We start from the raw sequence: 26,053 nt of genomic DNA on the forward strand, positions 1-26,053 counted from the left end.
GCCACGATGATCCTGTACCCGCGCGAATGGTCGCGCCGGCAGAACGCGCTCTTCGCCTCGGTCGTGGCCGCGGCCGGCGAGGGCGGGCGGCGGCTGCCCCTGCCGCCGGTGGGCTTCGGCCCGCGCGGCGCGCAGGTGCGGGCGCGCACGGCCGAGGCGCTGGCCCGGGCCAAGCGGCAACCGCGCGGGCCGGTGGGACGGGCGCTGAAATCCGCGCTGATCGCCGGGCAGTATGACTGGGCGCTGCGGCATTTCCGCGGCGCGCCCGGCGATGTGGCGATGTGCTGGAACGGGCTGACCGGGTCCCGCTGGGCCTTCATGCAGGGCGCGGCGGATGCCGGGGCGGCGCGGCTGTTCTTGGAACTGGCGCCGTTCCCGGGCCGGGTGACGCTGGACTGGGCCGGGGTCAATGCCGAAAGCTCGGTTCCCCGCGACCGGGCCTTCTATGACGCTTGGGCGGCGGAGGACCCGGACCGCGAGGGCGAGGGCTGGCGCGATCTGGGGCAGGGGCTGACCGCCCGCGCCTCGCGCCGCGCCGATGTCGGGCAGGGGGAGGGGGCGGTGCAGCAGCCGGGGCCGTTCCTCTTCGCGCCGCTGCAGGTGCCCGATGACAGCCAGATGCGGCTGTTCGCCGGATGGGCGGGCAGCCTCGACGGCTTCATCGCGGCGCTCGGTCCGGCGGCGCGCGCCCTGCCCGCCGGCTGGCGGCTGGTGGTGAAGGAACATCCCTCGGCCCGGGTCTCGGTCGCGCCGCAGCTGGCGGCGGCGGTCGCGGCCTCGGGCGGGCGGATCGCGGTCGACAATGCCACCGACAGTTTTGCCCTGCTGGCGGCCAGCCGCGGCGTGGTGACGCTGAATTCCTCGATGGGGCTGCAGGCCTTCTTCCACGACCGGCCGGTGATCGCGGCGGGGCGGGCCTTCTGGGCGCAGCCGGGGCTGGTCGCGGTGGCGGACAGCGCCGGGGCGCTGGAGGCGGCCTTCGCCGGGGCCGCGGATCTGAGCTTCGACCCGCGGTTCCGCGCACGGTTCATGAACTGGCTGGACCGGGTCTATTATCCCCGCGTCACCGAAGGCCCGGAGGGCGCGGCGACGGTGGACCCGCAGGCGGTGCACCGCGTGCTGGCCGAGGCGCGCGCAAGGCTGCGTTAACCCTCGCCCCGGTAGACCGCAGGGGCGGGGGCACGGAGGCTGCGGTGAGCCTGATTCGGAACGAAAGGTTGAAGCTGACGGCGGAGTTTCTGAACGGGATCGGCATCGGGCTGATCGGCATCGCCGTCCTGCGCCCGATCGTGGAAGACGGGGCGCCTGCGCTGGTGCTGGTTGGGTGGTCCTTGGCCGGGGTAGTCCTGCACAGGGTTTCGCACTATGTTCTGGGCTACCTGCGATAGGAGCGGATCATGACGTTGTTCGACATCATCGTGCCCGCCGTCGCGCTGCTGCTGGCGGGCTCCATCGTGCTGGTCGTGCGGTTCACGGCATCCGAGCCGCCGCCCGCCGAGTGACCAGCGGCGAGTGACCGGACCGCGGCCCGCGGCCCGTGCCGCCTTTCCCCTTCCCCCCCTCCCCCCTTTCGGCTAAGGAACCGCGTCCTTTGCGAATGGAGGTTCCTCATGGGCTACAAGGTCGTCGTCGCCGGCGCCACGGGCAACGTGGGCCGCGAGATGCTGAACATCCTCGCCGAGCGGGAATTCCCCGTCGACGAGATTGCCGCGCTTGCCTCGCGCAAGTCGCTGGGCACCGAGGTCAGCTTCGGCGAGAAGACCCTGACGACCAAGGACCTCGACACCTTCGACTTCACCGGCTGGGACATCGCGCTGTTCGCCATCGGCTCGGACGCGACCAAGATCTATGCGCCCAAGGCTGCGGCGGCGGGCTGCGTGGTGATCGACAACTCCTCGCTCTACCGCTACGACCCGCAGGTGCCGCTCGTGGTGCCCGAGGTGAATGCCGAGGCGGTGGACGGCTATGCCGCGAAGAACATCATCGCCAACCCCAACTGCTCGACCGCGCAGATGGTGGTGGCGCTGAAGCCGCTGCATGACCGGGCGAGGATCAGGCGCGTCGTCGTGGCCACCTATCAGTCGGTGTCCGGCGCGGGCAAAGCGGGCATCGACGAGCTGTGGGACCAGACCAAGGGCCTGTACGTCCCGGGGCAGGAGGTCGAGCCGGCGAAGTTCACCAAGCAGATCGCCTTCAACGTGATTCCGCATATCGACGTCTTCCTCGACGACGGCTCGACCAAGGAAGAATGGAAGATGGTGGCCGAGACGAAGAAGATCCTCGACCCCGCGATCAAGGTCACGGCGACCTGCGTGCGGGTGCCGGTCTTCGTCGGCCATTCCGAGGCGATCAACATCGAGTTCGAGGACTCGCTCGACTGGCAGGAGGCGCAGGACATCCTGCGCGAGGCGCCGGGCGTGCTGCTGGTCGACAAGCGGGAACCCGGCGGCTATGTCACCCCGGTCGAATGCGTCGGCGACTACGCGACCTTCGTGTCGCGGGTGCGGCAGGACCCGACGGTGGATAACGGCATCTCGCTGTGGTGCGTGTCCGACAACCTGCGCAAGGGCGCCGCGCTGAACGCGGTGCAGATCGCCGAAGTGCTGGGCCGCCGCTGCCTGAAGAAGGGGTGAGCATCGCCCGGCGGCTTTGCCGCCGGGGAAAACGCTTCGGTGGAGCGTTTTCAGATGCGAACGCCCGAGGCCATGCCGAGGGCCGGAAGATGCGGCGGCGCGAGAATGCCGCGTCCTCGCGCGGCACCGCATCGCCCGGATCGTGACGGCGGCCCCCGGGGCCGCCGTTTGCCGTTCAGGCCGCCGCCCCGTCGCGGCCCGGTGCCTTGCGGGGAAGGGGCCTTGCCGGAAGGGGCCTTGCCGGAAGGGGCCGTGCCGGAAGGGGCCGTGCCGGGCGGGCCGTCGCCCGGGCTGAGCCCGGGGAAGGGCGCGCGGAACCGCAGCGTCAGCCGGGCGAGCGACTGGCCCAGCAACTCCGCCTCCATCAGCCAGCGGTTGGCGGGCCAGTCGTGCAGGTCCAGCCGCTGTCCCGGACCGAGGCGCAGCGCAAAGCCTGCGGCGCGCAGCCGGGCCTGCAGGTCGAGCCAGCCATTGGCCTGCGCGAAGGCCGAGGCCACCGCCGCATCGCTGCCGGGCGGCAGGGCCAGCGCCGCGGCCAGCGCCTGGCAGACCACATCGCCCGCAGGCAGGCCGCGCGCCCGCGCCGCCCGGCCGATGGCGGCGATCATCCCCGCCGGCAGGGCCAGCGTGACCTGCCGCATCTCGTCGGATGCGGGCGGGCGGAAGGACGGGGGCGCGATCGGCTGATCCATGCCCGCACTGTGGCGGACATGGGTTAAGGCCCGGTTCGCAGGCGCGCCCCGCACTCCGGCAGGACGTCCGGCTCAGACCGGCTCGAAGCTGTTCGACGCCGTCTCGTACTGCATCAGGGTGCCGTCGCCGATGTCGTTCCACAGCCCGTGCAGCGACAGGTCGCCCGCGGTGACGGCGTCGCGCACGAAGGGGAAGGTCATCAGGTTTTCCAGGCTGATCACCACCGCCTCGCGTTCCAGGGCCTGCACACGCTCGTCCTCGGGCAGATGCACGATCCGCTCGTAGCCCGGGCGCAGGATGTCCATCCAGCGCCCGACGAAGCTGGTGCGTTCCTCCAGCTGCGGGGCATGCCCCGAACACATGTCGTGGCAGCCCCTGACGCCGCCGCATTGCGAATGGCCCATCACGATCAGATGCGACACCTTCAGCGAGGTCACCGCATATTCGACCGCGGCCGAGGTGCCGTGCTGTTCGCCATCCGGCGCATAGGGCGGCACGAGGTTGGCGATGTTGCGATGGATGAAGAACTCGCCCGAATCCGCCCCGAAGAGCGACGTGACATGCACCCGGCTGTCGCAGCAGGAAATGATCATCGCGCGCGGGCGCTGCCCGTCCTCGGCCAGCCGCCGGTACCAGCTGCGGTTTTCCGCAAAGGTGGTGGCGCGCCAGCCGTGATAGCGCTGGATCAGGTAGGACGGCAGGGGTTTCGCGTTCTCCATCAGGGTCTCCGATTGCTGACGGCGCTGCTGCGCCTGCGAAGAGGTAGCGTTTGGCGCGGGGTTTTTCGAGCGGTTTCCACGCCGTCATGAAGGATTCCTTCAGCTTCGCCGCGCCAGACTGGCGGCAAGGCGTGGGGGCGCCGGAAGAAGGGGCGAAGGGGTGACGCAGCAGACAAGTCCGCGCGGGGTGGCGCGGCGACCGGCCGTCGTGCGGCTGGTTCACCAGGAAGGCGTGAGGCTGGAGGGCGACCCGCTGGTGGCGCTGTTCGCCGAACTGGGCGAGATCGGGGCCGAACGCGCCCTGTGTTCGACGGTCGAGGAGATGGCGGATGCGCTGGCCGGGCTGCAGCGGCTGCATCTGCTGGGCGATTTCGCCGCCATGGCCGACGGCGCGCGCCGACTGTCGGCGCGGGCCGCGCGGATCGGGATGACCTCCATGGCGCGGGTGGCGGGCGATCTGGCGGGGGCGGCGGACTGGGGCGACCCGGTCGCCGCCGGCGCGGTGATGGCGCGTCTGGTGCGCGTGGGCGACCGGTCGCTGACCGCGATCTGGGATCTGCGGGACGGGGCGGGCTGAGCCGGCAGCGGGCGGAGCGCCGGGCATGCGGCTCCGGCCCGGCGCCTGCGCGGCCGTCGCGGTCACAGGGTCCGCACCTTTGTCCGCGTTGCGCTGCACCCGCCCGTGTCCGTCCGCATCCCGGCCCGGCACCGCCTGCGCCAACGGCAACCTTGCGGGGGCCGGACAAAGCACTAGGCTGGCCCGGCCGCGCCCGAGGCGGCCAAGACACCGGAGCCTGCAATGACCGCCCCCACCGAGCCTGACCTTCCCGCCTTCGCCGACCCCGCCGCGCCGGCCCTGCCGCTGCATGTCGTGGAACAGGCGCGCCTGGGCGAGTGGCGGGCCGGGCTGCCGGCGGCGCAGGCGGCCTGGGCCGAGGCGGCGCGCTTTGCCGGCAAGCTGGGCGAACTGCTGCTGCTGCCCGGTGCCGATGGCCGTCCGGCCGGGGCGGCGGTGGGCTGGGGCGATGCACCGGCCCGGGCGCGCGGACGCTTCTGGCTGGCCAGGGCGGCGACCGATCTGCCCGCGGGCGGCTGGCGGATCGAATGGCACCTCGCCCGCGCCCCCGAACCGGCGGACCTGGACGAGGCCGCGCTCGGCTGGCTGCTCGCCGCCTATCGCTTTGCCCGCTATCGTCCGCAGACCGCCGCCCCGGCGCCGGGCCGGGCGCAGCTGATCGCGCCTGAGGGCATCGACCCCCGGCGGATCGAGATCCTCGCCCGGTCCGAGGCGCTGACCCGCGATCTGGTCAACACGCCCGCCTCGGACATGGGGCCGGCAGAGCTTGAGACCGCCTTCCTGCACCTCGCCGACCGTTTCGGCGCCGAGGCGCGGGTGATCCGGGGCGAGGCGCTGCTGGAACAGAACTTCCCGATGATCCATGCCGTGGGCCGCGCCTCGACCCGCGCGCCGCGGCTGCTGGACCTGCGATGGGGCGGGGCGGGTCCGCTGCTGACGCTGGTGGGCAAGGGCGTCTGCTTCGACACCGGCGGGCTCGACATCAAGCCCGCCTCCAGCATGGGGCTGATGAAGAAGGACATGGGCGGCGCGGCCACGGTGATGGGGCTGGCGCAGGCGATCATGGCGCTGGACCTGCCGCTGCGGCTGCGGGTGCTGGTCCCCGCGGTCGAGAACGCGGTGGGGGGCGATGCCTTCCGCCCGCAGGACATCCTGACCAGCCGCAAGGGCCTGACGGTCGAGATCAACAACACCGATGCCGAAGGCCGGCTGGTGCTGGCCGATGCGCTGGCCTTCGGCGACGAGGAACGGCCGGACCTGATGATCTCGATGGCGACGCTGACCGGCGCGGCACGGGTGGCGCTCGGCCCCGACTGCCCGCCCTTCTTCACCGATGACGAGTCGCTGGCGGCGGCGCTGGCGGGCGGCGCGGCCCGTTCGGCCGATCCGCTGTGGCGGCTGCCCTTCTGGACGCCCTACGAGACGATGATCGAGCCGGGCATTGCCGATCTGGACAACGCCCCGGGGGGCGGCATGGCGGGCGCGATCACCGCCGCGCTGTTCCTGCGCCGCTTCGTCAGCGATGCCGCGCGCTATGCCCATTTCGACATCTATGCCTGGCAGCCGGCGGCGGCGCCCGCCCGGCCCAAGGGCGGGGTGCAGCAGGGCGCGCGCGCGATCCTCGCCGCGCTGCCCGAGGTGCTGGGGCTGTGAGCGCCGAACCCGCAGCCCGCGACCGGCGGCTGACCCCGGCGACCGGACGGGCGGCGCATGTCTCGCTGCAGGGTCAGGTCGAGGCGGCGGTCTGGACCGAGGGCGAACAGGCGCGGATCGGCTGGCCGCTGGTCGATCTGTCCACCGCACCGCAAGGCATGCGGGACCGGCAGCTGCTGATGGGCGAGGCGGTGACCGTCATCGACCGCCAGCAGGATCTGGCCTTCGTGATGGCGGCGAAGGACGGCTATTGCGGCTGGATCGCGGCGGCGGCGCTGGCGCCGGACCGGGCGGTGACGCATCGCGTCTCGGCCCCGGCCACGCATCTGTACCGCGCGCCGAACCTGAAGACGCGGGACCATGCCGCCCTGTCCTTCGGGGCGCGGCTGGCGATCGTCGACGACCATGCCGAAGGCCGCTTCGCCGAAACGGCCGAAGGCTTCTTCGTGCCCCGCGCCCATCTGGCCCCGGTGGACGAGACCGAGGCCGATCCCGTCGCGGTGGCCGAACATTTCCTAGGCACCCCCTATCTGTGGGGCGGCAATTCCCGCGCCGGCATCGACTGTTCCGGGCTGGTGCAGGCGGCGCTGCTGGCCTGCGGCATCCCCTGCCCGGGCGACAGCGACCAGCAGCGCGAGGCGGTGGGCCGCCTGCTGCCCCCGCAGGGGCCGTGGCAGGCGGGCGACCTGTTCTTCTGGCCCGGGCATGTGGCGATGGCGGTCGATCCGCTGCGCCTGATCCATGCCAACGGCTTTCGCTGCGCCGTTACCCATGAGGGGATCGAGACCTGCACCGCCCGGATCGAGGCGCAGGGCGAGGGTCCGCTGCTCTGCGCCCGCCGTCCCTGAAGGGGCAGGCTCAGGCCGCGCCTTCGGCCCGCCAGCGCTCTTCCAGCTCGTCCGCGGCCTGCCGCAGCCGCTGTTGCATCTTGCGCGTCAGCTTGGCCTTGCCCAGCTTCATCGACTGCAACAGGATCCGCGCCGCCAGCGTCCGCGGCCGCGCCTCGATCTCGACCGTCAGCCGGGTGCGCCGGGGCGACAGTTCCACCAGCGAAAACCCCAAGTCGAGGTCATAGCCCGAGGATTCCGCCCGCCAGCCGACCGCCGCCGGCGGTTCCCACCGCACGAGGTCGGCGATCACCACGCGCTGCCGGCCCCGCCAGCGGAACCGCAATTCCCATGACATGCCCGGACCCGGCGCGGGATGCTGGTCCAGCCGGCGGATTTCGGCGCCCCGGCGCAGGGCGCCCCGTTCGAAGCCCTCGAAATCCGTCAGCGCCGCAAAGACGTGCTGGGCGGGGGCCTCGATATCCTCGCGGGCGGACAGTTTCATGCGATCTCCGAAATTTGCCGGATGCTGGCGTCAAACCAGCCGGTCCGCAAGCCACAAGCGCATCAGATGCCCGGCGATGGGCCCGTGCCGCGGCGCGCGGATGGCGGGATGGTCGCCTGTCATCACCTGCGCCAGATCCTCGCGGGTCAGCCACAGCGCGTCCTCGATCTCCACCGGGTCGATGCGGATCGTGTCGTCCAGCGCCTCGGCATGGCAGCCCAGCATCAGCGAGGCCGGGAAGGGCCAGGGCTGGCTGGCGACATAGCGCACGGCGCCGATGGCGACGCCGGTCTCTTCCGCGACCTCGCGGCGGACGGCCGCTTCCAGCGTCTCGCCCGGTTCCATGAAGCCGGCGAGGCAGGAATACATCCCCTCGGGCCAGCCGGGGCTGCGCCCCAGCAGCGTCCGGTTGCCTTGCGTGACCAGCATGATCGCCACCGGATCGGTGCGCGGGAAATGCTGCGCCCCGCAGGCGGGGCAGCGCCGTTGCCAGCCGCCCTCGGCGATGGCGGAGGCGTTGCCGCAGGCGGAACAGAAGCCGTGATTGCCATGCCAGGTCAGCAGCGCCCGCGCCGTCGCCGCCAGTTCCTGTTCCAGCGGGTCGAGCAGCGCCATCTTCGCGCGCAGTTCGGCAAAGCGCAGGTCTGCCGGCAGGCCGGGATGGCCCTGTTCGCTGCGGTCGAAGCCACTGCCGGGCAGTTCCGGCGCGTCATCCGCCGGCTGCCAGGGCGACATATCGACGGCGAAGCGCGCCTGCCCTTCGACGAGGCCGAGGAACAGCGGATCGAGCCCGGCCACCACCGGATGCCCCGGCTCCAGCCAGGCCAGACGCTCGCCGCCGGCGGCGAAGAGCGGCCTGCCCCGCCAGACCGGCAGCAGGACGGTGCCGGCCTCGGACAGCCGCGCGGCCAGCGCCCCGGCATCGGACCGCAGCGCCGCCGCGCGGTCGAGCGCACCGCCTGCGCCGCCCGCGAAGGCCAGCCCGTGTTCTGCCCGCATGATGCCCCTCCGGCCGCGCAACGACCCGCGGCATGTGTCGGCGCCGTTCTGCCACGGGTCCGGCGGTGGCGCAATTGCGCGTCCTTTCCGCGGGCGATCCACGGCGGCCCGAGGGCGGTGCTGGCGGACGATCCGGCGCGTGGCGCGGAAACAACCTTCGCGCGAATTTTTCGTCAGGGCAGAAAAGCGCGTTGACGCGGTCGGCTGCGGACTTAACCTGAGGTGCGAGACCGCGGGGCCGGACCGGAAACCCTCTTCCGAAGGCGTCAGGCGGCGATCTGGACAGGACGGACGTGGCCGAAGCCGAACTGATACCTCCGCCCGGCTCCGGCGGAGCGCGTGGCGGCGTCGCGCGGGTGAGGCTGTGCCTTCTGGCGACCAGCGACCTGCACGCCCATGTCCTGCCCTATGACTACTATGGCGACCGGCCGGACCGGTCGCTGGGCCTCGCGCTGCTGGCCGAACAGATCGCGGCCCTGCGCGCCGCCTGCCCGAACTCGCTGCTGCTGGACAATGGCGACCTGCTGCAGGGCAACCCGATGGGCGATCTGGTCGCCGAACGCGGGCTGGAGGAGGGGATCCCGCATCCGATGATCGCGGCGATGAACGTGGCGGGTTTCGACGCGGCGACGGTCGGCAACCACGATTTCGACTATGGGCTGGAATTCATGCTGCGGGCGCTGGAGGGGGCGGATTTCCCCGTCATCTCGGCCAATGTGGTGACGCATCAGGGCGCGACGCCCGCCGAGGACGAAACCCTGCTGCCGCCCTTCGTGATCCTCGACCGCGAGGTGGTGGACGAGGCGGGGGCGCGGCATCCGCTGCGGATCGGGGTGATCGGCACGGTGCCGCCGCAGGTGATGACCTGGAACGCGCCGCTGCTGCTGGGGCGGGTGACGACGCGCGATCCGGTGCAGGCGCTGGCGGCCTGGCTGCCGCACATGCGCACTGCGGGGGCCGATCTGGTGGTGGTGCTGGCCCATTGCGGCATCGGCGGCGCCGAATACCGCGACGGGATGGAGAATGCCGCCCTGCCCATCGCCGCGCTGCCGGGGGTGGATGCGGTGGTGGCGGGGCATTCGCATCTGGTCTTTCCCTCGGCCCCCTTCGCGGGGCTTCCCGGCGTCGACGCGGCGCAGGGCCGCCTGCACGGCAAGCCGGCGGTGATGCCGGGCTTCTGGGGATCGCATCTGGGGGTCATCGATCTGGCGCTGGACCGCGACGCGGGCGGCGCGTGGCGCGTGGCCGAGTCGAAGGCGCGGGTGCAGGAGATCGACCCCGCGGCCCCCTCCGGCCCGGCCGAGGCGCGGCTGTCGGCGGCGGTGGTCGTGGCGCATGTGGCGACCCTCGCCGCGATCCGCAGCCCGGTGGGCGAAACGCGGGTGACGCTGTCGACCCGCTTTGCCCAGGTCGCCGATTGCCCGGCGCTGGCGCTGGTGGCCGAGGCGCAGGCCAGCCCCTTGCGCGAATTCCTCGCCGGCAAGCCCGAAGGTGCGATGCCGGTCCTGTCGGCGGTGGCGCCCTTCCGCGCCGGCGGGCGGGGCGGCCCCGGGAACTACACCCATATCCCGCCGGGCGAGATCCTGCTGCGCCATCTGGCCGACCTCTATCCTTATCCCAACCGGCTGTGCGCGGTCGAGGTGACGGGCGCGGAACTGGTCGACTGGCTGGAACAGAGCGCGAGCCTCTTCCGCCGGCTGGAACCCGGCGTGACCGAACAGCTGCTGATGGAAACCGATTTCCCGGGCTACAATTTCGACGTGATCCACGGCGTCACGTACCGGATCGACCCGACCCGGCAGGCGCGGTTCGACATCGGCGGCGAGCGGGTCTGGGACGGGCCGGGGCGCATCCGCGACCTGCGCCATCGCGGCCGGAAGGTGCAGCCGTCCGACCGGTTCATCGTCGCCACCAACAACTACCGCGCGCATGGCGGCGGGGTGTCGGGCCGGGCGGGACGGCTGGTCTACGAAGGCGAGATCACCAACCGCGAGGCGCTGCGCCGCCATATCGACGCGCAGGCGCGGATCGCGCCGCGCCGACCGGGGACGTGGCGCTTCGTCGACCTGCCGGGGACCGAGGCGCTGTTCGACGGATCGCCCGAGGCGACGGCGGCCGAGGCGGCGGCGGCCGATCCGCGGATCAGCCTCGAAGGCACCGGCGCCGGCGGCTTTGCCCGCTTCCGCTTCCGCTTCTGAGCCGCAGGAAGGAAATCCCCGTGTCCGCACCGCCTGCCTTCGCGGCCGTCATCTTCGATCTGGACGGGCTGCTGCTGGATACCGAACGGCTGGCGCTGGCCTCGGGCCGGGCGGTGCTGGCGCGGATGGGGCACGAGGTGGGGGAGGAGTTCTTCCTGACGCTGGTGGGCATCGACGCGCCCGAGGGGCATCGCCGGCTGTGTGCCCATCTGGGCTGCGATCTGGATGCCGACGAACTCGACCGCAGCTGGCTGGCCGAGATGGACCTGATGATCGCCGCCTCGGGCATTCCGCTGCGGCCGGGCGTGCATGCGGTTCTGGACGCGCTGGACCGGCTGGACCTGCCCCGTGCCGTCGCCACCAACAGCGCCACGGCGCGGGCGCGGACGAAGCTGCAGGCGGCGGGGCTGGCCGGGCGGTTTCCGGTGATCGTCGGGCTGACCGATGTCGCCGCCGGCAAGCCCGCCCCCGACGTCTATCTGGAGGCGGCGCGGCGGCTTGGCGCCGATCCGACGCGCTGCCTTGCGCTGGAGGACAGCGACACCGGCGTGCGGGCGGCGCTGGCCGCGGGCATGACCGTGGTGCAGGTGCCCGACCTGCTGCCCGGCAGCGAGGGCCGCGCGCACCGGCAGGCGCAGCGGCTGGACGAGATCATCGACCTGCTGCAACCCGGGGGTTGATCCCGGCAACCCGCGCCCGCCCTTTGCGCGCGGGGGCATCTTTCTGCCCAAGGATTGGGCGGCGCACGCTTTCGCCCCCGGCGCCGCCGGGGCGGCCGTTCCGGCGGCAGCGAAGCGGCGCCACTGTCCTTCCGAAGAGACAGGACGATCCGGGAGTGACCGACGTGTTCCATCAGAAGATTGCCGCGCTTGCCGCCGCCGCCGCGCTGCTGGCGGGGGCCGCGCTTGCCCAGACCAGCACGCCCTTTGCGCTGGACTGGAAGTTCGAGGGCCCCTCGGCGCCCTATTTCCTGGCCATCGACAACGGCCATTTCGCGGCGGCCGGGCTGGATGTGGCCATTTCCGAAGGCGCGGGCTCGCTCGACGCGATCCCGAAGGTGGCGACCGGCGCCTATCCCTTCGGCTTCGCCGACATCAACAGCCTGATGAAATTCCTCGACCAGAATCCCGGCGCGCCGGTGACGATGGTGATGATGGTCTATGACAAGCCCTCCTTCGCCGTGGTCGGGCGCAAGTCGCTGGGCGTGGCGGCGCCGAAGGATCTGGAAGGCAAGACCCTGGGCGCGCCGCCCCCGGACGGGGCCTGGGCGCAGTTCCCGATCTTCGCGGCGGAAAACGGGCTGGACATGGCCGCGATCACGGTCGAACCCGTGGGCTTCCCGGTGCGCGAGCCGATGCTGGCCGACGGGCAGGTTGCGGCGGTGACGGGCTTCAGCTTCACCTCGGCGCTGAACGCCAAGCGGCTGGGCGTGCCGGCGGATGACATCGCGGTGCTGCTGATGGCCGATTACGGTGTGGCGCTGTATGGCAACGGCATCATCGTCAATACCGACTTTGCCGCGGCCAACCCCGATGCGGTCAGGGGCTTCCTGTCCGCCGTCGCCGCCGGCTGGACGGATGCGGTGGCCGACCCCGCCGCCGCCGTGGCCGCGCTGGCCAGCCGCAACCCGGCCGCCGACATGGCGCTGGAACAGGAACGGCTGGAAATGGCCATCGCCGACAACGTGCTGACCGACTGGGTCAGGGCCAACGGCTTTGGCGGCATCGACCCGGCGCGGATGGACAAGGCGATCGAGCAGACGAAATCGGTCTACACGTTCCAGAACGAACCCGATGCCGCGCTGTATTTCGACGCGAGCTTCCTGCCCGAGGGCGCGACGCTGGAATGATCGCGGCCGGATCGGCAAAAGGGCGGACCTGTGCCGGGCGAGCGCGTCGCCCGGCCCCTTCGGCGGCGGGACCATGACCAACCTCATCGACATCAAGGGCGTGACCCACGCCTATCGCACCAAGGCCGGCCCGCTGCCGGTGCTGGACAACCTCAACATCGCGGTGCCGGAGGGCGAGTTCTGCGCCGTCGTCGGCCCCTCGGGCTGCGGCAAGTCCACGCTGACGCGGCTGGTGGCGGGGCTGATGAAGCCCGACCGGGGCGAGGTCTGGCTGCATGGCGAACTGGTGAAGAGCCCGCGCAAGACCGTGGGCATGGCCTTCCAGAACCCGGTGATGCTGGAATGGCGCACGATCCTCGACAACGTCATCCTGCCGCTGGAGATCGTGGCCCCCGCGATGCCCCGCGCGCAGAAGGAGGCTCGGGCGCGCGAGTTGCTGGCGATGGTGGGCCTTGCGGGGTTCGAGGCCAAGCGCCCCTCGGAACTGTCCGGCGGCATGCGCCAGCGGGCGAGCCTGTGCCGCGCCATCGTGCACAGGCCGGACGTGCTGATCATGGACGAACCCTTCGGCGCGCTCGACAACTTCACCCGCGAGGATCTGTGGCAGACCATGCGCGACCTGCGCGCGAAGGAGCCCTTCACCTGCGTGCTGATCACCCATGACCTGCGGGAAAGCGTCTTCCTGGGCGATCAGGTGATCGTGCTGTCGGGGCGGCCCGCCACCACGCAATACGTGATGGACGTGACCCTGCCCGCCGACCGGACGCTCGACATCCTCTACACGCCCCAGGTGGCCGACATGCTGCATATCCTGCGCGACCAGATCCGCATCGCCCAGGGGCGCGACGGCGGGGTGCACTGATGGAGACCGCGCAGAAGATCGGCGTGCCGCTGGCCGCGATGGTCGTCTTCCTGCTGCTGTGGGAGTTGCTGGTCTGGGCCAATGGCTGGCCGAACTATGTCATGGCCTCGCCCTCGGACCTGCCGGCGGCCTATGCCCGGTTCTGGAACCTGTTCCTGGTCATGGGCTGGCAGACGCTGTGGCGCACGGTGGCGGGGCTGGCGCTGGCCGTGCTGGTGGGGATGATCCTCGGCATGATCATGGGCTTTTCCCGCATCGCGCGCGAGGCGCTGTATCCGCTGCTGGTGGGGTTCAACGCCGTGCCGAAGGCGACGCTGGTGCCGGTGCTGTCGCTGATCTTCATCGGCCAGCACAACTTCAACACCGTGATGATGGCCTTCCTGATCTCGTTCTTCCCGATCGCGGTGTCGGTGGGCATCGGCCTGTCGACGCTGGAGCCGGAATACCGCGACATCCTGCGTTCGCTCGGCGCCTCGCGGCTGACCATCTTCCGCAAGATCGCCCTGCCCAAGACGCTGCCGGAATTCTTCGGCGCGCTGAAGGTGGCGGTGACGCTGGCCTTCATCGGCACCAATCTGGTGGAGATCGTGGCCCCGCATGGCCGGGGGCTTGGGGCGCTGTTCTCCTCGGGCGTCACCAACGGGGATTACCCGCTGATGTTCGCCGTGCTCATCGCGCTCGCGCTGCTGGGGATCGTGCTCTACTACGCGGTGGTGGCGCTGGAACGCATCTTCGCCGGCTGGGCCGAACGCGAGCCCCACTAGACGTCCGTCGGGGTGCGATCCCTGGCGGGCCTTGCAGGACCGCGCGCCCGGGTCTATATGGCCCCCCGAGAGGTTGGCGCGGGCAGGCACCTCGCCAACCCGGTCAGGTCCGGAAGGAAGCAGCCGTAACGAGCCCCGCTTGGGTCGTTGTCCAGCCTCTCACCCTTTCCCCGCATATCGCCGGAATGGTGCGACCGCCTCGGCGGCCGCGGCGCATGACGCGGGGCGACGGCCTCAATCCGCCGCGGCCTGTCGCGCGGGGCCGATCCCGAAGGACTGGCGATAGCTGGCGGGGGCCATGCCGGTCAGCTTCTGAAAGCTCTTGCGGAACGCGGCGACATCGCCGTAGCCCACATCCCAGGCGATGCGGTCCACGGGGGCGTTGGTGCCTTCCAGCGCCTCGCGCGCCCGCGCGACACGGACCTGCTGCAGATAGTCGTTCGGACGGTGCCCGGTGGCGGCGGTAAAGCGGCGCAGGAAGGTGCGCTCGGTCATCCCCGCCACCGCCTGCAGGTCGCCCACGGTCAGGGGTTCTGCCGAATGCGCATGCAGGTGATGCTGCGCGCGGCGGATCGGTTCGTCGCCATGATCGAAGCGGGGAAGGAAGGGCGTGAAGGGGCGCTGGCTCGACCGGGGCGGCTCGATCAGCAGGAAACGCGCGGTGGCGAGCATGGTCGAGGGGCCGAGCAACCGCTCGACCAGCGTCAGGCCGAGGTCGGTCCAGGCGAGGATGCCGCCCGCGGTGACGATGTCGCCGTCGTCCAGCACCATGTGCTCTTCGGCCAGATGGATACCGGGATGGCGGCGGGCCAGCGCCTCGGCGAAGGCCCAGTGGGTGGTGGCGCGGCGACCTTCCAGAAGGCCGGTCTCGGCCAGCACGAAGGCTCCGGCGCAGACCGAGCAGAGCGTCGCCCCTTCGGCATGACGGTCGCGCAGCCATTCGGCGGCGTCGGGCCGCGCCGCCATCCGCTCGGGCATCACCAGGCTTGGCGGCAGGATCACATGGGACAGGCGGTGGCGGTCCGAGGGATGGCTGTCCCAGTCCGCGCGGATCCCGTCGCCGCCGGCCCGCCAGTGCGACACGCGGATCTCGCGCCGGGGGGTCCCCGACCATTCGCCGGCGATGCGGAACAGGTCCGTCAGCCCGTAGATCGCCGAAAGCTGGCAATCCGGATAGATCAGCAGGCCGATCTCGGCCACCGGTTCGCCGGGATGCGTCATTGGCGGTTCTGCCTCGATCATTGTCCGATTTGCCACGCCTCATCCTCGGCCAAAGCGCCTAGCTTTGTCCATGTCGAAACCCGGAGGACAGGCAATGCACATCGAACTGACCCGGCGCGCGATGCTGGCGACCGCGACCGCTGCCGCCGCGATCGGCGCCCTGTCGTGCCGCGCCCTCGCCCAGACCCTTCAAGCACAAGGAGACATCATCATGTCCACCATCACCACCAAGGACGGCGTCGAGATCTTCTACAAGGACTGGGGCCCGCGCGATGCGCAGCCCATCGTCTTCCACCATGGCTGGCCGCTGTCGGCCGACGACTGGGACGGGCAGATGCTGTTCTTCCTGGCCCAGGGCTATCGCGTCATCGCCCATGACCGGCGCGGCCACGGCCGGTCCGCGCAGGTCTCGGACGGGCACGACATGGACCATTACGCCGCCGACGTGGCGGCGCTGACCGAAGCGCTGGATCTGAGAAATGCGATCCATATCGGCCATTCCACCGGCGGCGGCGAGGTTGCCCGATACGTCGCGCAGTTCGGCGAACCCGCGGGCCGCGTCGCCAAGGCGGTGCTGGTGTCGGCGGTGACGCCGCTGATGCTGAAGACCGAAGCCAACCCCGAAGGCCTGCCTCGTGAGGTCTTCGACGGCTTCCGCGCGGCGCTGGCCGGCAACCGGGCGCAGTTCTACCGCGATGTGCCGGCGGGGCCGTTCTACGGTTTCAACCGGGACGGGGCCGAGGTTTTTGAAGGCGTGATCCAGAACTGGTGGCGCCAGGGGATGATGGGCTCGGCCAAGGCCCATTACGAAGGCATCAAGGCCTTCTCGGAAACCGACCAGACCGCGGATCTGCAGGCAATCGGCGTGCCGGTGCTGGTGCTGCATGGCGAGGACGACCAGATCGTGCCGATTGCCGATGCGGCGCTGAAGTCGATCGAGCTGCTGCGGAACGGCACGCTGAAGACCTATCCGGGCTATGGTCACGGCATGCTGACCCTCAACGCCGACGTGCTGAACGCGGATCTGCTGGCCTTCGTGAAGGCCTGACCGCCGCCGACCGGGGGACCGCCACGCGCGGTCCCCCGACGGGGGGCAGATATGGCGGTGCTTGGCGTTGAGGGCGAACCTCAGGTGGTTTCCCGCGCCGGAACGCGGCCGCTTTCTTCAGGATGTCACGCTCCGCCCGCTGACGCGCGCATCCCAGGCCATCATGGCAATCTCGGCGATGCTTTCCAGGTCGGCGCGGGTGACGCCATCGCGGGCGAGGACCGACATGCCGTTCTGAACGCCTTGGACGAAGCGTGCAAGTGCATGGATGTCGACCGTGGCGGGTATCTCACCATCCTGGACGCCGCGCCGCAGCCGCTCTTCAAGCCGCTCGAACGCGGCATTGCGGGCTGACAGGACCAGCGCGCCAAGCTGCGCATTGCCCTCGCAGCCGACGGCCGAGAGCGTGACCATGCAACCCGCAACCGCCTGGCTGAGGCTCGCGGCCGAGTCCATGAGAAAGGACTGCACGGCGCCGCGTGCGGTCTCTGCCGCGAAGAACCCTCCCCAGGCCTTCGCCTCGTTTTCGCGGCGATAATGGTCGAGTGCCTCGGCGTAGAGCTGGTCCTTGGAGCCGAACGCGGCGTAAAGGCTGGGCGAGCCGATCCCCAACGCTTCGGTCAGATCGGCAATCGACGTGGCGGAATAGCCCTTCTTCCAGAACAATCGGGTTGCGGCATCCAATGCCGCCTTGCGGTCGAACGCGCGTGGACGGCCGCGCGCGCGGGGCGCGCAGTCAGCCTCATTCGTCGCTGTCGGTTCTTTCTTCATCGATCAATACATAAACCATTGACAGTGGATCGCAACGCTCCCACCTATTCTGTATCGACTGATACAAAAAGGTGGCGAAGATGATGGAACTGGCAGGCAAGCGTGCCTTGGTGACGGGCGGATCGCGCGGTATCGGCGCCGCAATCGCTATGGCGCTTGCGGAGAAAGGCGCGGACGTGGCGATAACCTACGAGCGCGCGGCGGATCGCGCTGCTCGACTTGTGGAAGCGATCACAGCAAAAGGACGCAAGGCGGTGGCGATCCAGGCCGACAGCGCCGATCCGGCCGCCATCCAGCGCTCGGTCCAAGACACGGTTGCGCAGCTGGGCGGGCTGGACATTCTGGTCAACAACGCCGCCATTGCGCGCTACAGCCCGATCGCCGATTACTTGGTCGAGGATATCGACGCGCAACTGGCGGTGAACATCCGTGGGCCGATCCTGGCATCGAAGGCGGCGATCCCGCATCTGCCCGCTGGCGGCCGCATCATCAACATCGGTTCGGCCGGCGCCGAGCGGATCGTCGGATCGCCCGGCACCGTCTATTACATGACCAAGTCGGCGATCCAGTCGCTGACGCGCGGGCTGGCGCAGGAACTGGGACCGCGCGATATCACCGTGAACACCGTGCAGCCGGGATCGACCAACACCGAGATGAACCCGGAAGACGGCGAGTACGCCGACTTTCAGCGCGCCTTGATCCCTCTTGGTCGCTATGGCCAGCCCGAGGATGTCGCGGCGGCGGTCGCGTTCCTGGCCTCGCCCGCCGCGCGGCAAATCACCGGCACCATCCTGACCGTGGATGGCGGCGCGCTGAGTTGAGACCGGGAAAGCGCGTCAGGCATCCGCGCCCGGGCCGGGCAAGGAGAGACCCAACGAACGATTTCCTCTGACGGCATGTCACAGAGGGTGTCGCTGCGTCGTCCTATCTGTGCCAATCACAAAGGAGACCGCCGTGACGCCACGCATGACTGATCACTTCAAACGCATCGGCCCCGCCTTTCAGGGGCTGGTGGCTTTCGAGACGGAGCTGCGCAACGGGCCGCTCGACCACTCGCTGCTCCATCTGATCAAGCTGCGGGCCAGCCAGCTGAACGGCTGCGCCTTCTGCGTCCATATCCACGTCGCCGACGCCCTCAAGGATGGCGAAAGCCATCTTCGACTGCACATGGTCGCGGCGTGGCGCGACAGCAGTCTGTTCACGCCCCGCGAGCGGGCGGCGCTGGCATGGACCGAAGCGCTGACACTGGTGTCCGAAAAGGGCGCCCCGGACGATGTCTGGTCCGAGGTGACCGCGGTCTTCACCGAGGATGACGTGGCGTTCCTGACCTTCGCCATCGGGGCAATCAACCTCTGGAACCGGACGCAGATCGCCTTCCGGGTCGCGCATGGTCCGGAGCTTCCCGCAGAACGGTGACGCGGCGCACCGCCGGGCAGGCCAGATTCCTGGGGCCGGCCCGGCGGCAGGACGGCAGGGCCGTCAGTGGCGCAGCACCGAGCCCAGCTTGTCGGGATTGCGGGTGACGTAGATAGCGGCGATCCGGTCGCCCGCGATTTCGAGCGCGGTGGTCTGCAACTGCCCGTCGAACCTGGCGACGAAGCCCGGCAGCCCGTCGATCACCGTGACCTCGATGAACTGCATGGCGTTTCCGAACTTGCGGTGCAGGCCCATGAACAGACGCACGAGGTTCGGCGCACCCTCGATGACGTTCGGATAGGACAGCACCTTGCCGCCGCCGTCCGAATGCAGCGTCGCGCCCTCGGCCAGCATCGCGGCCAAGGCGGTCGCGTCGCCGGTGCTGCACGCCGCGAAGAAGGCGCGCGCGATCTCCTCTCCAATCTCGCGCGGGACCTCGTAGCGGGGCTGGTCGAGCCTGACATGGGCGCGGGCGCGCGAGGCCAGCTGGCGTGTCGCGGCCAGGCTGCGGCCGATCGTGTCCGCAACGTCGTCCAGGGGCTGACCGAAGACGTCGTGCAGCAGGAAGGCCGCGCGTTCGAGCGGCGAGAGCCGTTCGAGCGCCAGCATCAGCGACAGCGTCAGGTTGTCGGGCCGGAGAGCGTCGTCCTCGGCCTCGATCAGCGGTTCGGGCAGCCAGGTGCCCGGATAGGTCTCGCGCCGCGACCGGGCCGATTTCATCCGGTCGAGGCAGAGCCGCGACACCGCCCGGGTCAGCCAGGCAGGCGGCGAGGCGATCTCCTCGCCGGCGTCCAGGGTGCGATGCCAGCGCAGATAGGCGTCCTGCACCACATCCTCGGCCTCGGCATGGGCGCCGAGCATCCGGTAGGCGAGGCGGAGCAGCCGCGGCCGCTCCGTCTCGAAGGTCGTGGCGGGGTCAGGCCGCATCGGCCCGCGGCCCCGGCAGGCTGGTCGCATGAGGCACGCGCAGGCCGGCCTGCACCCGGTTCCACAGGTTGATCGCGCCGATGGCCAGCGTCAGCCAGGCCCGCTCGTCGGCGTCGAAGGCGGCCTCGACCTCGGCCCAGTCGGCATCCGGCGCGCCCGTCTCGGGCAGGCGGGTCAACGCCTCTGTCCAGGCCAGCGCCGCACGCTCGCGCGGCGCATAAAGCGGGCTTTCGCGCCATGCCGGCAGCATGTGCAGCCTGAGCGGCGTCTCGCCGTCCTTCAGCGCCTCGGCCGCGTGCATCTGGATGCAGAAGGCGCAGCCGTTGATCTGGCTGGCGCGCAGCTTGACCAGGTGAACCAGCAGCGGCTCAAGGCTGCTGGCCTGGATCGCGGCTTCCACGGCGAAGAGGGGCCGGAACCCGGCGTCGGCGCGTTTCATGTGGTCGGTCATGCGGGCGGTCATCAGGATCTCCTTGTCATCTGATACCGCGATGACGAGGCAGCCAAGCCGGCTGTGACACGGCCGCCGGAGATTTTTCCCGGGCGGGACGGCTGCGGGCGCCATGCCGGGCGGCGGCAGGCAAGCCGCGGCCCCCGTCGCCGGCCGGTCCCCGCCCCGCGCGGGCGGTTGACCAGGATGGTCCGACGTCATACGCCCGCTGCTGTCCGATCAAAGAGTCGGACACTGCACGCCTCGCCCGACTCGGCGCAGCCAGCCCCTTACAACACAACAAGAACCAAGGGTGACAGCATGGCTCCGACGTCCGTGCGCGGGCTGCTTTTGTGCGGCGCCGCGATCATTGCCTGTGGTCCCGCCTTCGGGCAGGACAGCGCGACAGGCACAGAAGACCCCCTCCTCCTCGACACGATCGTGGTCGACTCGCAGCGCGAGGTGGCGACGGATACCGCCGTCCCCGTGACCCGGATCGACAGCGAGGAAATCCAGGACCGGCAGGCCGGCAGCGTGGCCGAGCTGCTCGATTCCGTGCCGGGCGTGACGCTGGTGAACGGCTCCACCGCGACCGGCTCGGCGATCAACATCCGCGGCATGGGCGCCTGGTCCGGCACCTACGGGTCCGACCAGTCGGTGCTGATCCTCATCGACGGCGCGACGGTGGGGGGCGAGGAACTTTATCGCATCGGCACGCAGCTTTACACCGACCCCGCGCTCTACAAGACGGCCGAGGTGGTACGCGGCACGGTCGGCAGCTTCGAATACGGCTCGGGCGTGATCGGCGGCATGGTCCAGTTCGAAACGGCCGATGCCAGCGACTTCACCGGCGGCGCGCCCGGGTTCCGGGCGCGGCAGACGCTGGGCTACGACACCAATGGCCACGGCCGCCTGTCCTCTACCATCCTCGCCTGGCAGCCGAGCGAGGATCTGGAATTCCTCGCCAACTACACCTGGCGCGACCTGGGGCGGCAGGAGGATGGCGACGGCGACGATCTGGGCGCGGAGGGGACGGAACAGCCCTCGTGGCTGGTGAAGGGGACCTGGCATTTCGGTGCGGCGCGCGACCAGTCACTGACCCTGTCCTATTCGGATACCTCGATCAGCGAACGCGATGTGCCCTATGACCAGTTCGGTACCACCGACTTCGGCAACGTCGACCGCGACATCCGCAGCAGGACCGCGGTGCTGTCCTACGAATGGGATCCGGCCAGCGCGCTGATCGACACCGAGGTGACGCTGTCCCATGCCGACCAGGACATCGAGAGCACCGCGATCGTGCCGGGCAACCCGCTGCTCGACGCCGATCCGCGCTATCGCACCACCAAGTTGACGGCGAAGAACACCGCGCGCTTCGACCTGGGCGCGACAAGCCATGACCTCGTCGCAGGCATCGAGTTCAGCCGCCGCGACCGCACCGACGAAAGCTCCGCCCCCGGCGGGATCGACGACCGTTTCGCGCTGTTCGTGGTGGACGATATCCGCTGGCGCGGTTTCACCCTGACGCCGGCGCTGCGCTACGAGGATCAGCGCGTCGAGGGCAAGGGCCAGTATGCCGACGACGAATACGAGAACGACGCGCTGATGGGCGGTGTGTCCCTGCGCCACGAATGGGACAACGGCATCGCGGTCTTCGGCAGCGCGGCCTATACCGAGGGCCTGCCGATCATCGACGACATGGCCAACCCGGTCTACATGGAACAGCCGCAGAAGGCGCGCACCTATGAACTGGGCGCCTCCTACGCCTCGGCCGACGTATTCGGGCCGGGCGACGCGCTGGCGCTGAAGGTCAACCTCTATCAGTCGCTGGTCTGGGACATCACCGCCTATTCCAACGTGTCGAAGATCGAGCTGAGCGGGCTGGAGATCGAGGCCGCCTATTCGATGGCGAACGGCTTCTACGCCGATGTCAACGCGGCCTTCGCCTATGACGAACAGCTCTCGCCCGAGACCGCGACCGGCTACTGGTCGCAGGAGCCGGCGGATCAGCTGCGTGTCGGGTTGGGCAAACGGTTCGGCGAGACCTACGACCTGAAATGGGAGACGGTCTACAATTTCGAGATGGACCGGGCGACCACGCCCACCGACGAGTCGCTGGTGCACAACGTCGGCCTGACCTGGACCCCGCAGGACGGGCGTCTGGCCGGGATCGAGTTGCGCGCCCGGGTCGAGAACCTGCTCGACCTCGACTATCGCCAGCACCTGGCCACACGCGATGCCCCCGGCCGCAACCTGAAACTCAGTTTGGCCCGGACGTTCTGACGCCCGGACCGATCCCCGGCGGGGCCGTCCCCTCGTGACCCCGCCGGACCCTTTTCCCGCCCCTTTCATCCGCAGGAGACCCCGATGACCCGGATATCGACCCTCGCCCCGCCCGTCCTTGCCCTCGCCGCCCTGCTGGCGGCCCTTCCCGCCGCCGCCCAGCAGGCCGCGCCGGAGGGCGAGGCCCCCGCGCCCGGCCGCGCCGGCGGGCATGGCCGCGACTACTTCATCGCCAGCTATGACCGGGACGGCGATGGCAGGGTGACGCTGGCGGAATACGGCGCGGTGCGCGACGAACGCTTCGCCGGGGCGGATGCCGACGGCGACGGCCATCTGGACGAAGCGGAATATGTGGCCGAGTTCGAGGGCCGGCTGAAGCTGCAATATGCCGAACAGGGCCGCGAACCGGACGAATTCTGGGACCGCGCCATCAAGCAGGCGCATGTGCGGCACGCGGTGGTGGACCGCGACCGCGACGGGCTGCTGTCGGCCGAGGAACAGGCGATGGTGGCCGAGGACAGCTTTGCCCGCGGCGACACCAATGGCGATGGGGTGGTGTCCACCGACGACCCGCTGCCGCCGCCCCCGGCGGATGCGCCCGAAGCCGCACCCGAAACCGGGGCGTCGAATTGAGGCGCGCTGCCCTTCTGGGCGGGGCGGCGGTGCTGGCGGCGGGGCCGGCGCTGCCCGCCGCGCTCGACCTCGCCATCGAGCTGCCGCAGCTCGACGTGCCGCGCTATCACCGCCCCTATCTCGCCGCTTGGGTCGAGACGGGCGCGGGCGAGCCGGCGGCGACGCTGGCTGTCTGGTACGACACCCGCCTGCGCGACGATCTGGGCGAGGGCTGGCTGAAGGAGCTGCGCCAGTGGTGGCGGGCCGAGGGCGAGGCGCTGGACCTGCCCGCCGACGCAATCAGCGGCGCCACCCGGGCGCCGGGCAGGCATGACCTGCGCTTCGGCGCGGAGGGCGGGCCGCTGGCCGAGCTGCCACCGGGCTCCTATGTGCTGAAGGTCGAGGCGGCGCGGGAAAAGGGCGGGCGCGAGGTGCTGAGCCTGCCCTTCGACTGGCCGGTCCCGGGCGAGGCGCAGGGGGCGGGCCAGACCGAACTGGGCGCGGTCCGGCTGACGGTGTCGCGCTGAGATGCCACGGAAACGCGCGGTCTTCGTCCGCCAGGTGCATCTGTGGCACCGGCTGTCGGGTGCGGTGACGCTGGCGGGCCTGCTGCTGTTCGCGGCCTCCGGCCTGTTGCTGAACCATCCCGGGCTGATCCCCGACCATGCTCGCCACAGCGAACAGGCGGCGCCGCTGCCGGCCGACCTGCTGGCGCCGCTGGCCGCGCAGCCCGAGGGTAGCCATCCCCTGCCCGCGCCGCTGGCGGATTGGGCCGCGCGGGAATTCGGCATCCGGGTCGCGGGCCTGCCCGCCGACTGGGACCGGCGCGAGGTGTTCCTCGACCTGCCCCGGCCCGGGGGCGCGGCGGCGCTGATCCTCGACCGGCAGACCGGCGCGGCGGTGCTGGAGCGGACCAGCCACGGCTGGCTGGCCTATCTGGCCGACCTGCATACCGGCCGCGCCGCGGGGGTCGCCTTGGCGGCTTTTCATCGACGCGGTGGCGATCGCCTGCGTGCTGTTCGCGCTGACGGGTCTGGGCATCCTGTGGGCCCATGCGAAGAACCGGCCCTCGACCTGGCCGCTGACCGGACTGGGGCTTGCCGCGCCGGTGATCCTGATCCTGCTGGTCGCGCATGTCTGACGCGCCGGGCCGGCCGGTGATCCTGATCCCGCCCGAGGCGCTGCCCTCGGCCATGGCCGGCCCCGGCGACCGCCGGCACCGGCTGGCCGGGCAGACGATGGGCACGGTCTGGACGGCGCAGGTCTGGCATGCGGGCGAGGCGCCGCCCCTCGCCGCCGCGATCGAGGCCGCGCTGGACGAGGCCATCCGCCTGTTCAGCCTGTGGCAGCCGGACAGCGCGCTGTCGCGGTTCAACCGGGCCGCACCGGGCTGGCACGACCTGCCCGCGCCGGTGCTGGACCTTCTGGCCGAGGCACTGTTGCTGGCCGGGGCCAGCGAGGGTGCGCTCGACCCGACGCTGGGCGAACTCGCCGATCTCTGGGGCTTCGGCCCTACGCCCCGCGACCGCCCGCCGACGGCGGACGAGATCGCCGCCGCGCATGCCCGCGCGGGCTGGACCCGGCTGCGGCTGGATCGGGACGGGGGCCGCGCCTTCCAGCCCGGCGGCCTGATGCTCGACCTCGGCGGCATCGCCAAGGGCTGGGCGGCGGATCGCGTGTCGGACGCGCTGCGCGCCGCGGGGGCGCCGGTCCACATGATCGAGATCGGGGGCGAGATCGTCACCCGCGGGCTGAAACCCGATGGCCGCCCCTGGTGGATCGAGGTCGAACCGCATCCGGGCGGCGACGGGCGCCGGCATCGGGTCGCGCTGACGGATGGCGCGATGGCCAGTTCCGGCGACTACCGGCGGCAGCGGATATGGGACGGGCAGCCGGTCTCCCATACGCTGGACCCTGCGACCGGTGCGCCGGTGCGCGGCAATGTCCGCGCCGCCACGGTCTTTGCCGCCACCGGCGCGCGGGCCGATGCGCTGGCCAGCGCGCTGATGGCGATGCCCGCCGACCGCGCCCGCGCCTTCGCGGCCCGGCACCGCATCCCGGCCCTGCTGTGGATCGGGGGCGCCCACGGGCTGGCTGCCGAGCCGACGCCGGACCTGGCGGGCTGGAGCGGATCGGGCGGCTGACCGGGCGGGCGCCCTCACTCCCACATCTGCTGGCGGCGCTGCCACAGCGTCTCGCCGATCAGGCAATCGACCCGGGAGGAGGCGGCCGCCTGCACGCGGATCAGGCGTTCCGGCCCCTCGGCCCCGGGCATGTCGCCGGCGAGTTCCAGCACCAGCTTTTGCCGCACGGCGGCGGCGAACTGGTCCCAGCTGACCACCGGAATGGCAAAGGCGCCCGGGCCGCCGATGACACAATCCTCGAAATAGACGTCCAGATCGGCAATCGTGCTCCAGCCGCCGAAGCCGTTGTCGGGATCGCCCACATTCGTCATCAGCGGCAGGCCGTTGATGGTGATGCGGCGCGCGATGGCGGCGTCGCGCGCCTCGGTCACCGCCCGGCCCTGGTTGTTTGGCCCGTCGCCAGACACGTCGATCACCTGACGCAGGCCGGCATAGCCGTTATCCTCGAACAGCGCGGTGGAGAATTCCAGCGCGCCCGAGATCGAGGTGCGGGAATAGGTGCCCATCCGCCCCGTCTCGACGGCGCGGGCGAAGGCCTCGGCGCTGTCGGCGCTGTCGATCAGCGTCCAGGGAATCATCACCGATTGCGTCTGCGTGCCGGCCCATTCCACATAGGCCACCGCCACCCGGCCCCAGCCGCCGTTCAGGATCGCGCCCAGCACCTCGTCGCTGCGGAAGGCCGCGGCATAGCCCTGCCGCTGGACGCGCTGTTCCGTCATGTCCATCGAGCGCGAGACATCGACCGCCAGCACCAGTTCGACGCCCACGCCCACATCCTCGGCGGCACGGGCCGCAGAGGGCGGGACCGCCAGCGTCAGGGCCGGCCCCAGCAGCAGGGGAAGGAGGGTGACGGCAGGGTTCATGCCCCGATGATGCCCGAGGTCCGGCACCGGGCAATTCACGAAAGGGTCATCGCGCCCCT

General features: G+C 70.8%; 28 protein-coding genes, 1 other RNA gene and 1 pseudogene. 21 read left to right on the top strand and 9 right to left on the bottom strand.

Going from position 1 to position 26,053, the window contains the following annotated elements; genetic code table 11:
- Nucleotides 1–6: 6 nt before the first annotated feature.
- The 3 genes from EEY80_RS10010 to EEY80_RS10020 all read left to right on the top strand — a co-directional run bounded on the left by EEY80_RS10010 (nt 7) and on the right by EEY80_RS10020 (nt 2,633).
- Nucleotides 7–1,149 (top strand): capsular polysaccharide export protein, LipB/KpsS family, encoded by a 1,143-nt coding sequence (locus EEY80_RS10010; RefSeq protein WP_126976432.1) that lies wholly within the window; start codon nt 7–9, stop codon nt 1,147–1,149.
- A gap of 44 nt (nt 1,150–1,193) precedes the next feature.
- Nucleotides 1,194–1,388, top strand: a complete 195-nt coding sequence (locus EEY80_RS10015) for a hypothetical protein (RefSeq protein ID WP_126976433.1) — start codon at nt 1,194–1,196, stop codon at nt 1,386–1,388.
- A 222-nt stretch (nt 1,389–1,610) separates the two neighbouring features.
- Complete coding sequence (locus EEY80_RS10020; protein ID WP_126976434.1) at nt 1,611–2,633, top strand: aspartate-semialdehyde dehydrogenase; 1,023 nt, start codon at nt 1,611–1,613, stop codon at nt 2,631–2,633.
- 50 nt (nt 2,634–2,683) lie between these two features.
- On the opposite strand, the gene EEY80_RS10025 is transcribed toward EEY80_RS10020, so the two are convergent.
- Nucleotides 2,684–3,325 carry a hypothetical protein gene (locus EEY80_RS10025; protein WP_126976435.1) on the bottom strand — a complete coding sequence of 214 codons (642 nt, stop codon included), beginning with the start codon at nt 3,323–3,325 and terminating at the stop codon, nt 2,684–2,686.
- Between the two features lie 72 nt (nt 3,326–3,397).
- Nucleotides 3,398–4,045, bottom strand: a complete 648-nt coding sequence (locus EEY80_RS10030; RefSeq protein WP_126976436.1) for a carbonic anhydrase — start codon at nt 4,043–4,045, stop codon at nt 3,398–3,400.
- Nucleotides 4,046–4,205: 160 nt separating this feature from the next.
- Here EEY80_RS10030 and EEY80_RS10035 point away from each other — a divergent pair, with 160 nt between their 5' ends.
- The 3 genes from EEY80_RS10035 to EEY80_RS10045 all read left to right on the top strand — a co-directional run bounded on the left by EEY80_RS10035 (nt 4,206) and on the right by EEY80_RS10045 (nt 7,123).
- A complete protein-coding gene (locus EEY80_RS10035; protein WP_126976437.1) occupies nt 4,206–4,622 on the top strand; it encodes a hypothetical protein in 417 nt (138 codons plus the stop codon).
- Between the two features lie 222 nt (nt 4,623–4,844).
- Entirely contained in the window at nt 4,845–6,275 is a 1,431-nt protein-coding gene (locus EEY80_RS10040) for a leucyl aminopeptidase family protein (RefSeq protein ID WP_126976438.1), read from the top strand.
- Nucleotides 6,272–7,123, top strand: coding sequence for a C40 family peptidase (locus EEY80_RS10045; protein ID WP_126976439.1), 852 nt, complete (start codon nt 6,272–6,274; stop codon nt 7,121–7,123). The genes EEY80_RS10040 and EEY80_RS10045 overlap by 4 nt, the downstream gene beginning before the upstream one ends.
- Before the next feature lie 10 nt (nt 7,124–7,133).
- On the opposite strand, the gene EEY80_RS10050 is transcribed toward EEY80_RS10045, so the two are convergent.
- Nucleotides 7,134–7,607, bottom strand: a complete 474-nt coding sequence (locus EEY80_RS10050; RefSeq protein ID WP_126976440.1) for an SRPBCC family protein — start codon at nt 7,605–7,607, stop codon at nt 7,134–7,136.
- A 30-nt stretch (nt 7,608–7,637) separates the two neighbouring features.
- Nucleotides 7,638–8,606, bottom strand: a complete 969-nt coding sequence (gene nudC / locus EEY80_RS10055; RefSeq protein WP_126976441.1) for an NAD(+) diphosphatase — start codon at nt 8,604–8,606, stop codon at nt 7,638–7,640.
- 356 nt (nt 8,607–8,962) lie between these two features.
- On the opposite strand from nudC, the gene EEY80_RS10060 reads away from it, so the two are divergent.
- From EEY80_RS10060 to ffs, 6 genes are all read left to right on the top strand, one after another.
- On the top strand, nt 8,963–10,804 hold the full coding sequence (locus tag EEY80_RS10060) for a bifunctional 2',3'-cyclic-nucleotide 2'-phosphodiesterase/3'-nucleotidase (protein WP_164738215.1): 1,842 nt from the start codon (nt 8,963–8,965) through the stop codon (nt 10,802–10,804).
- A 20-nt stretch (nt 10,805–10,824) separates the two neighbouring features.
- Nucleotides 10,825–11,484: an HAD family hydrolase gene (locus EEY80_RS10065; protein ID WP_205749080.1), complete on the top strand. Its 660-nt coding sequence runs from the start codon at nt 10,825–10,827 to the stop codon at nt 11,482–11,484.
- Between the two features lie 164 nt (nt 11,485–11,648).
- Nucleotides 11,649–12,653 carry an ABC transporter substrate-binding protein gene (locus EEY80_RS10070; protein ID WP_126976517.1) on the top strand — a complete coding sequence of 335 codons (1,005 nt, stop codon included), beginning with the start codon at nt 11,649–11,651 and terminating at the stop codon, nt 12,651–12,653.
- A 73-nt stretch (nt 12,654–12,726) separates the two neighbouring features.
- The gene (locus EEY80_RS10075; protein WP_126976443.1) at nt 12,727–13,515 is read left to right on the top strand and encodes an ABC transporter ATP-binding protein; all 789 of its coding nucleotides are present in this window, start codon (nt 12,727–12,729) and stop codon (nt 13,513–13,515) included.
- The gene (locus EEY80_RS10080; protein ID WP_126976444.1) at nt 13,515–14,279 is read left to right on the top strand and encodes an ABC transporter permease; all 765 of its coding nucleotides are present in this window, start codon (nt 13,515–13,517) and stop codon (nt 14,277–14,279) included. The genes EEY80_RS10075 and EEY80_RS10080 overlap by 1 nt, the downstream gene beginning before the upstream one ends.
- A 67-nt stretch (nt 14,280–14,346) precedes the next feature.
- Nucleotides 14,347–14,443: signal recognition particle sRNA small type (gene ffs, locus EEY80_RS10085), an RNA gene on the top strand.
- Between the two features lie 70 nt (nt 14,444–14,513).
- On the opposite strand, the gene EEY80_RS10090 is transcribed toward ffs, so the two are convergent.
- Nucleotides 14,514–15,536 carry a GlxA family transcriptional regulator gene (locus EEY80_RS10090; RefSeq protein WP_235829781.1) on the bottom strand — a complete coding sequence of 341 codons (1,023 nt, stop codon included), beginning with the start codon at nt 15,534–15,536 and terminating at the stop codon, nt 14,514–14,516.
- A 58-nt stretch (nt 15,537–15,594) separates the two neighbouring features.
- Between EEY80_RS10090 and EEY80_RS10095 the strand changes: the two genes are divergently transcribed.
- A complete protein-coding gene (locus EEY80_RS10095) occupies nt 15,595–16,548 on the top strand; it encodes an alpha/beta fold hydrolase (protein WP_235829782.1) in 954 nt (317 codons plus the stop codon).
- Nucleotides 16,549–16,665: 117 nt separating this feature from the next.
- Here the strand turns inward: EEY80_RS10095 and EEY80_RS10100 are convergent, their stop codons facing one another.
- The gene (locus tag EEY80_RS10100; RefSeq protein WP_126976446.1) at nt 16,666–17,319 is read right to left on the bottom strand and encodes a TetR/AcrR family transcriptional regulator; all 654 of its coding nucleotides are present in this window, start codon (nt 17,317–17,319) and stop codon (nt 16,666–16,668) included.
- Between the two features lie 80 nt (nt 17,320–17,399).
- Between EEY80_RS10100 and EEY80_RS10105 the strand changes: the two genes are divergently transcribed.
- Together EEY80_RS10105 and EEY80_RS10110 are read left to right on the top strand one after the other, a co-directional pair.
- Nucleotides 17,400–18,140 carry an SDR family NAD(P)-dependent oxidoreductase gene (locus EEY80_RS10105; RefSeq protein ID WP_126976447.1) on the top strand — a complete coding sequence of 247 codons (741 nt, stop codon included), beginning with the start codon at nt 17,400–17,402 and terminating at the stop codon, nt 18,138–18,140.
- Between the two features lie 133 nt (nt 18,141–18,273).
- Nucleotides 18,274–18,735, top strand: a complete 462-nt coding sequence (locus tag EEY80_RS10110) for a carboxymuconolactone decarboxylase family protein (protein WP_126976448.1) — start codon at nt 18,274–18,276, stop codon at nt 18,733–18,735.
- A gap of 63 nt (nt 18,736–18,798) precedes the next feature.
- Here EEY80_RS10110 and EEY80_RS10115 read toward each other — a convergent pair whose 3' ends face one another.
- Nucleotides 18,799–19,662 (bottom strand): sigma-70 family RNA polymerase sigma factor, encoded by an 864-nt coding sequence (locus tag EEY80_RS10115; RefSeq protein WP_126976449.1) that lies wholly within the window; start codon nt 19,660–19,662, stop codon nt 18,799–18,801.
- A complete protein-coding gene (locus EEY80_RS10120) occupies nt 19,652–20,125 on the bottom strand; it encodes a carboxymuconolactone decarboxylase family protein (protein ID WP_126976450.1) in 474 nt (157 codons plus the stop codon). Before EEY80_RS10120 ends, EEY80_RS10115 begins: the two co-directional genes overlap by 11 nt.
- A gap of 288 nt (nt 20,126–20,413) precedes the next feature.
- On the opposite strand from EEY80_RS10120, the gene EEY80_RS10125 reads away from it, so the two are divergent.
- The 6 genes and pseudogenes from EEY80_RS10125 to EEY80_RS10145 all read left to right on the top strand — a co-directional run bounded on the left by EEY80_RS10125 (nt 20,414) and on the right by EEY80_RS10145 (nt 25,131).
- Nucleotides 20,414–22,375 (top strand): TonB-dependent receptor plug domain-containing protein, encoded by a 1,962-nt coding sequence (locus EEY80_RS10125; protein WP_126976451.1) that lies wholly within the window; start codon nt 20,414–20,416, stop codon nt 22,373–22,375.
- A gap of 84 nt (nt 22,376–22,459) precedes the next feature.
- Nucleotides 22,460–23,008: an EF-hand domain-containing protein gene (locus EEY80_RS10130; protein ID WP_126976452.1), complete on the top strand. Its 549-nt coding sequence runs from the start codon at nt 22,460–22,462 to the stop codon at nt 23,006–23,008.
- Nucleotides 23,005–23,514 (top strand): DUF2271 domain-containing protein, encoded by a 510-nt coding sequence (locus EEY80_RS10135; RefSeq protein ID WP_126976453.1) that lies wholly within the window; start codon nt 23,005–23,007, stop codon nt 23,512–23,514. The genes EEY80_RS10130 and EEY80_RS10135 overlap by 4 nt, the downstream gene beginning before the upstream one ends.
- Nucleotide 23,515: 1 nt before the next feature.
- Nucleotides 23,516–23,953 (top strand): annotated as a pseudogene (locus EEY80_RS10140) (PepSY-associated TM helix domain-containing protein); the annotation flags it as partial.
- Between the two features lie 46 nt (nt 23,954–23,999).
- Entirely contained in the window at nt 24,000–24,128 is a 129-nt protein-coding gene (locus EEY80_RS20725; RefSeq protein WP_407920729.1) for a PepSY-associated TM helix domain-containing protein, read from the top strand.
- Nucleotides 24,121–25,131: an FAD:protein FMN transferase gene (locus EEY80_RS10145; RefSeq protein WP_126976454.1), complete on the top strand. Its 1,011-nt coding sequence runs from the start codon at nt 24,121–24,123 to the stop codon at nt 25,129–25,131. The genes EEY80_RS20725 and EEY80_RS10145 overlap by 8 nt, the downstream gene beginning before the upstream one ends.
- Before the next feature lie 14 nt (nt 25,132–25,145).
- Here the strand turns inward: EEY80_RS10145 and EEY80_RS10150 are convergent, their stop codons facing one another.
- Entirely contained in the window at nt 25,146–25,994 is an 849-nt protein-coding gene (locus tag EEY80_RS10150) for a DUF1194 domain-containing protein (RefSeq protein ID WP_126976455.1), read from the bottom strand.
- Nucleotides 25,995–26,053: the final 59 nt, after the last annotated feature.

The sequence above is a fragment of the Frigidibacter oleivorans genome, from assembly GCF_003993775.1.
In the GTDB taxonomy this organism is placed as follows: Bacteria; Pseudomonadota; Alphaproteobacteria; order Rhodobacterales; family Rhodobacteraceae; genus Frigidibacter; species Frigidibacter oleivorans.

Coding starts and splice junctions, on each gene's coding strand:
- EEY80_RS10010 (WP_126976432.1), top strand. CDS start 7: ATGATCCTGTACCCGCGCGAATGGTCGCGCCGGCAGAACGCGCTCTTC.
- EEY80_RS10020 (WP_126976434.1), top strand. CDS start 1,611: ATGGGCTACAAGGTCGTCGTCGCCGGCGCCACGGGCAACGTGGGCCGC.
- EEY80_RS10025 (WP_126976435.1), bottom strand. CDS start 3,325: ATGGATCAGCCGATCGCGCCCCCGTCCTTCCGCCCGCCCGCATCCGAC.
- EEY80_RS10030 (WP_126976436.1), bottom strand. CDS start 4,045: ATGGAGAACGCGAAACCCCTGCCGTCCTACCTGATCCAGCGCTATCAC.
- EEY80_RS10040 (WP_126976438.1), top strand. CDS start 4,845: ATGACCGCCCCCACCGAGCCTGACCTTCCCGCCTTCGCCGACCCCGCC.
- EEY80_RS10050 (WP_126976440.1), bottom strand. CDS start 7,607: ATGAAACTGTCCGCCCGCGAGGATATCGAGGCCCCCGCCCAGCACGTC.
- nudC (WP_126976441.1), bottom strand. CDS start 8,606: ATGCGGGCAGAACACGGGCTGGCCTTCGCGGGCGGCGCAGGCGGTGCG.
- EEY80_RS10075 (WP_126976443.1), top strand. CDS start 12,727: ATGACCAACCTCATCGACATCAAGGGCGTGACCCACGCCTATCGCACC.
- EEY80_RS10080 (WP_126976444.1), top strand. CDS start 13,515: ATGGAGACCGCGCAGAAGATCGGCGTGCCGCTGGCCGCGATGGTCGTC.
- EEY80_RS10095 (WP_235829782.1), top strand. CDS start 15,595: ATGCACATCGAACTGACCCGGCGCGCGATGCTGGCGACCGCGACCGCT.
- EEY80_RS10100 (WP_126976446.1), bottom strand. CDS start 17,319: ATGAAGAAAGAACCGACAGCGACGAATGAGGCTGACTGCGCGCCCCGC.
- EEY80_RS10105 (WP_126976447.1), top strand. CDS start 17,400: ATGATGGAACTGGCAGGCAAGCGTGCCTTGGTGACGGGCGGATCGCGC.
- EEY80_RS10115 (WP_126976449.1), bottom strand. CDS start 19,662: ATGCGGCCTGACCCCGCCACGACCTTCGAGACGGAGCGGCCGCGGCTG.
- EEY80_RS10120 (WP_126976450.1), bottom strand. CDS start 20,125: ATGACCGCCCGCATGACCGACCACATGAAACGCGCCGACGCCGGGTTC.
- EEY80_RS10125 (WP_126976451.1), top strand. CDS start 20,414: ATGGCTCCGACGTCCGTGCGCGGGCTGCTTTTGTGCGGCGCCGCGATC.
- EEY80_RS10130 (WP_126976452.1), top strand. CDS start 22,460: ATGACCCGGATATCGACCCTCGCCCCGCCCGTCCTTGCCCTCGCCGCC.
- EEY80_RS10145 (WP_126976454.1), top strand. CDS start 24,121: ATGTCTGACGCGCCGGGCCGGCCGGTGATCCTGATCCCGCCCGAGGCG.
- EEY80_RS10150 (WP_126976455.1), bottom strand. CDS start 25,994: ATGAACCCTGCCGTCACCCTCCTTCCCCTGCTGCTGGGGCCGGCCCTG.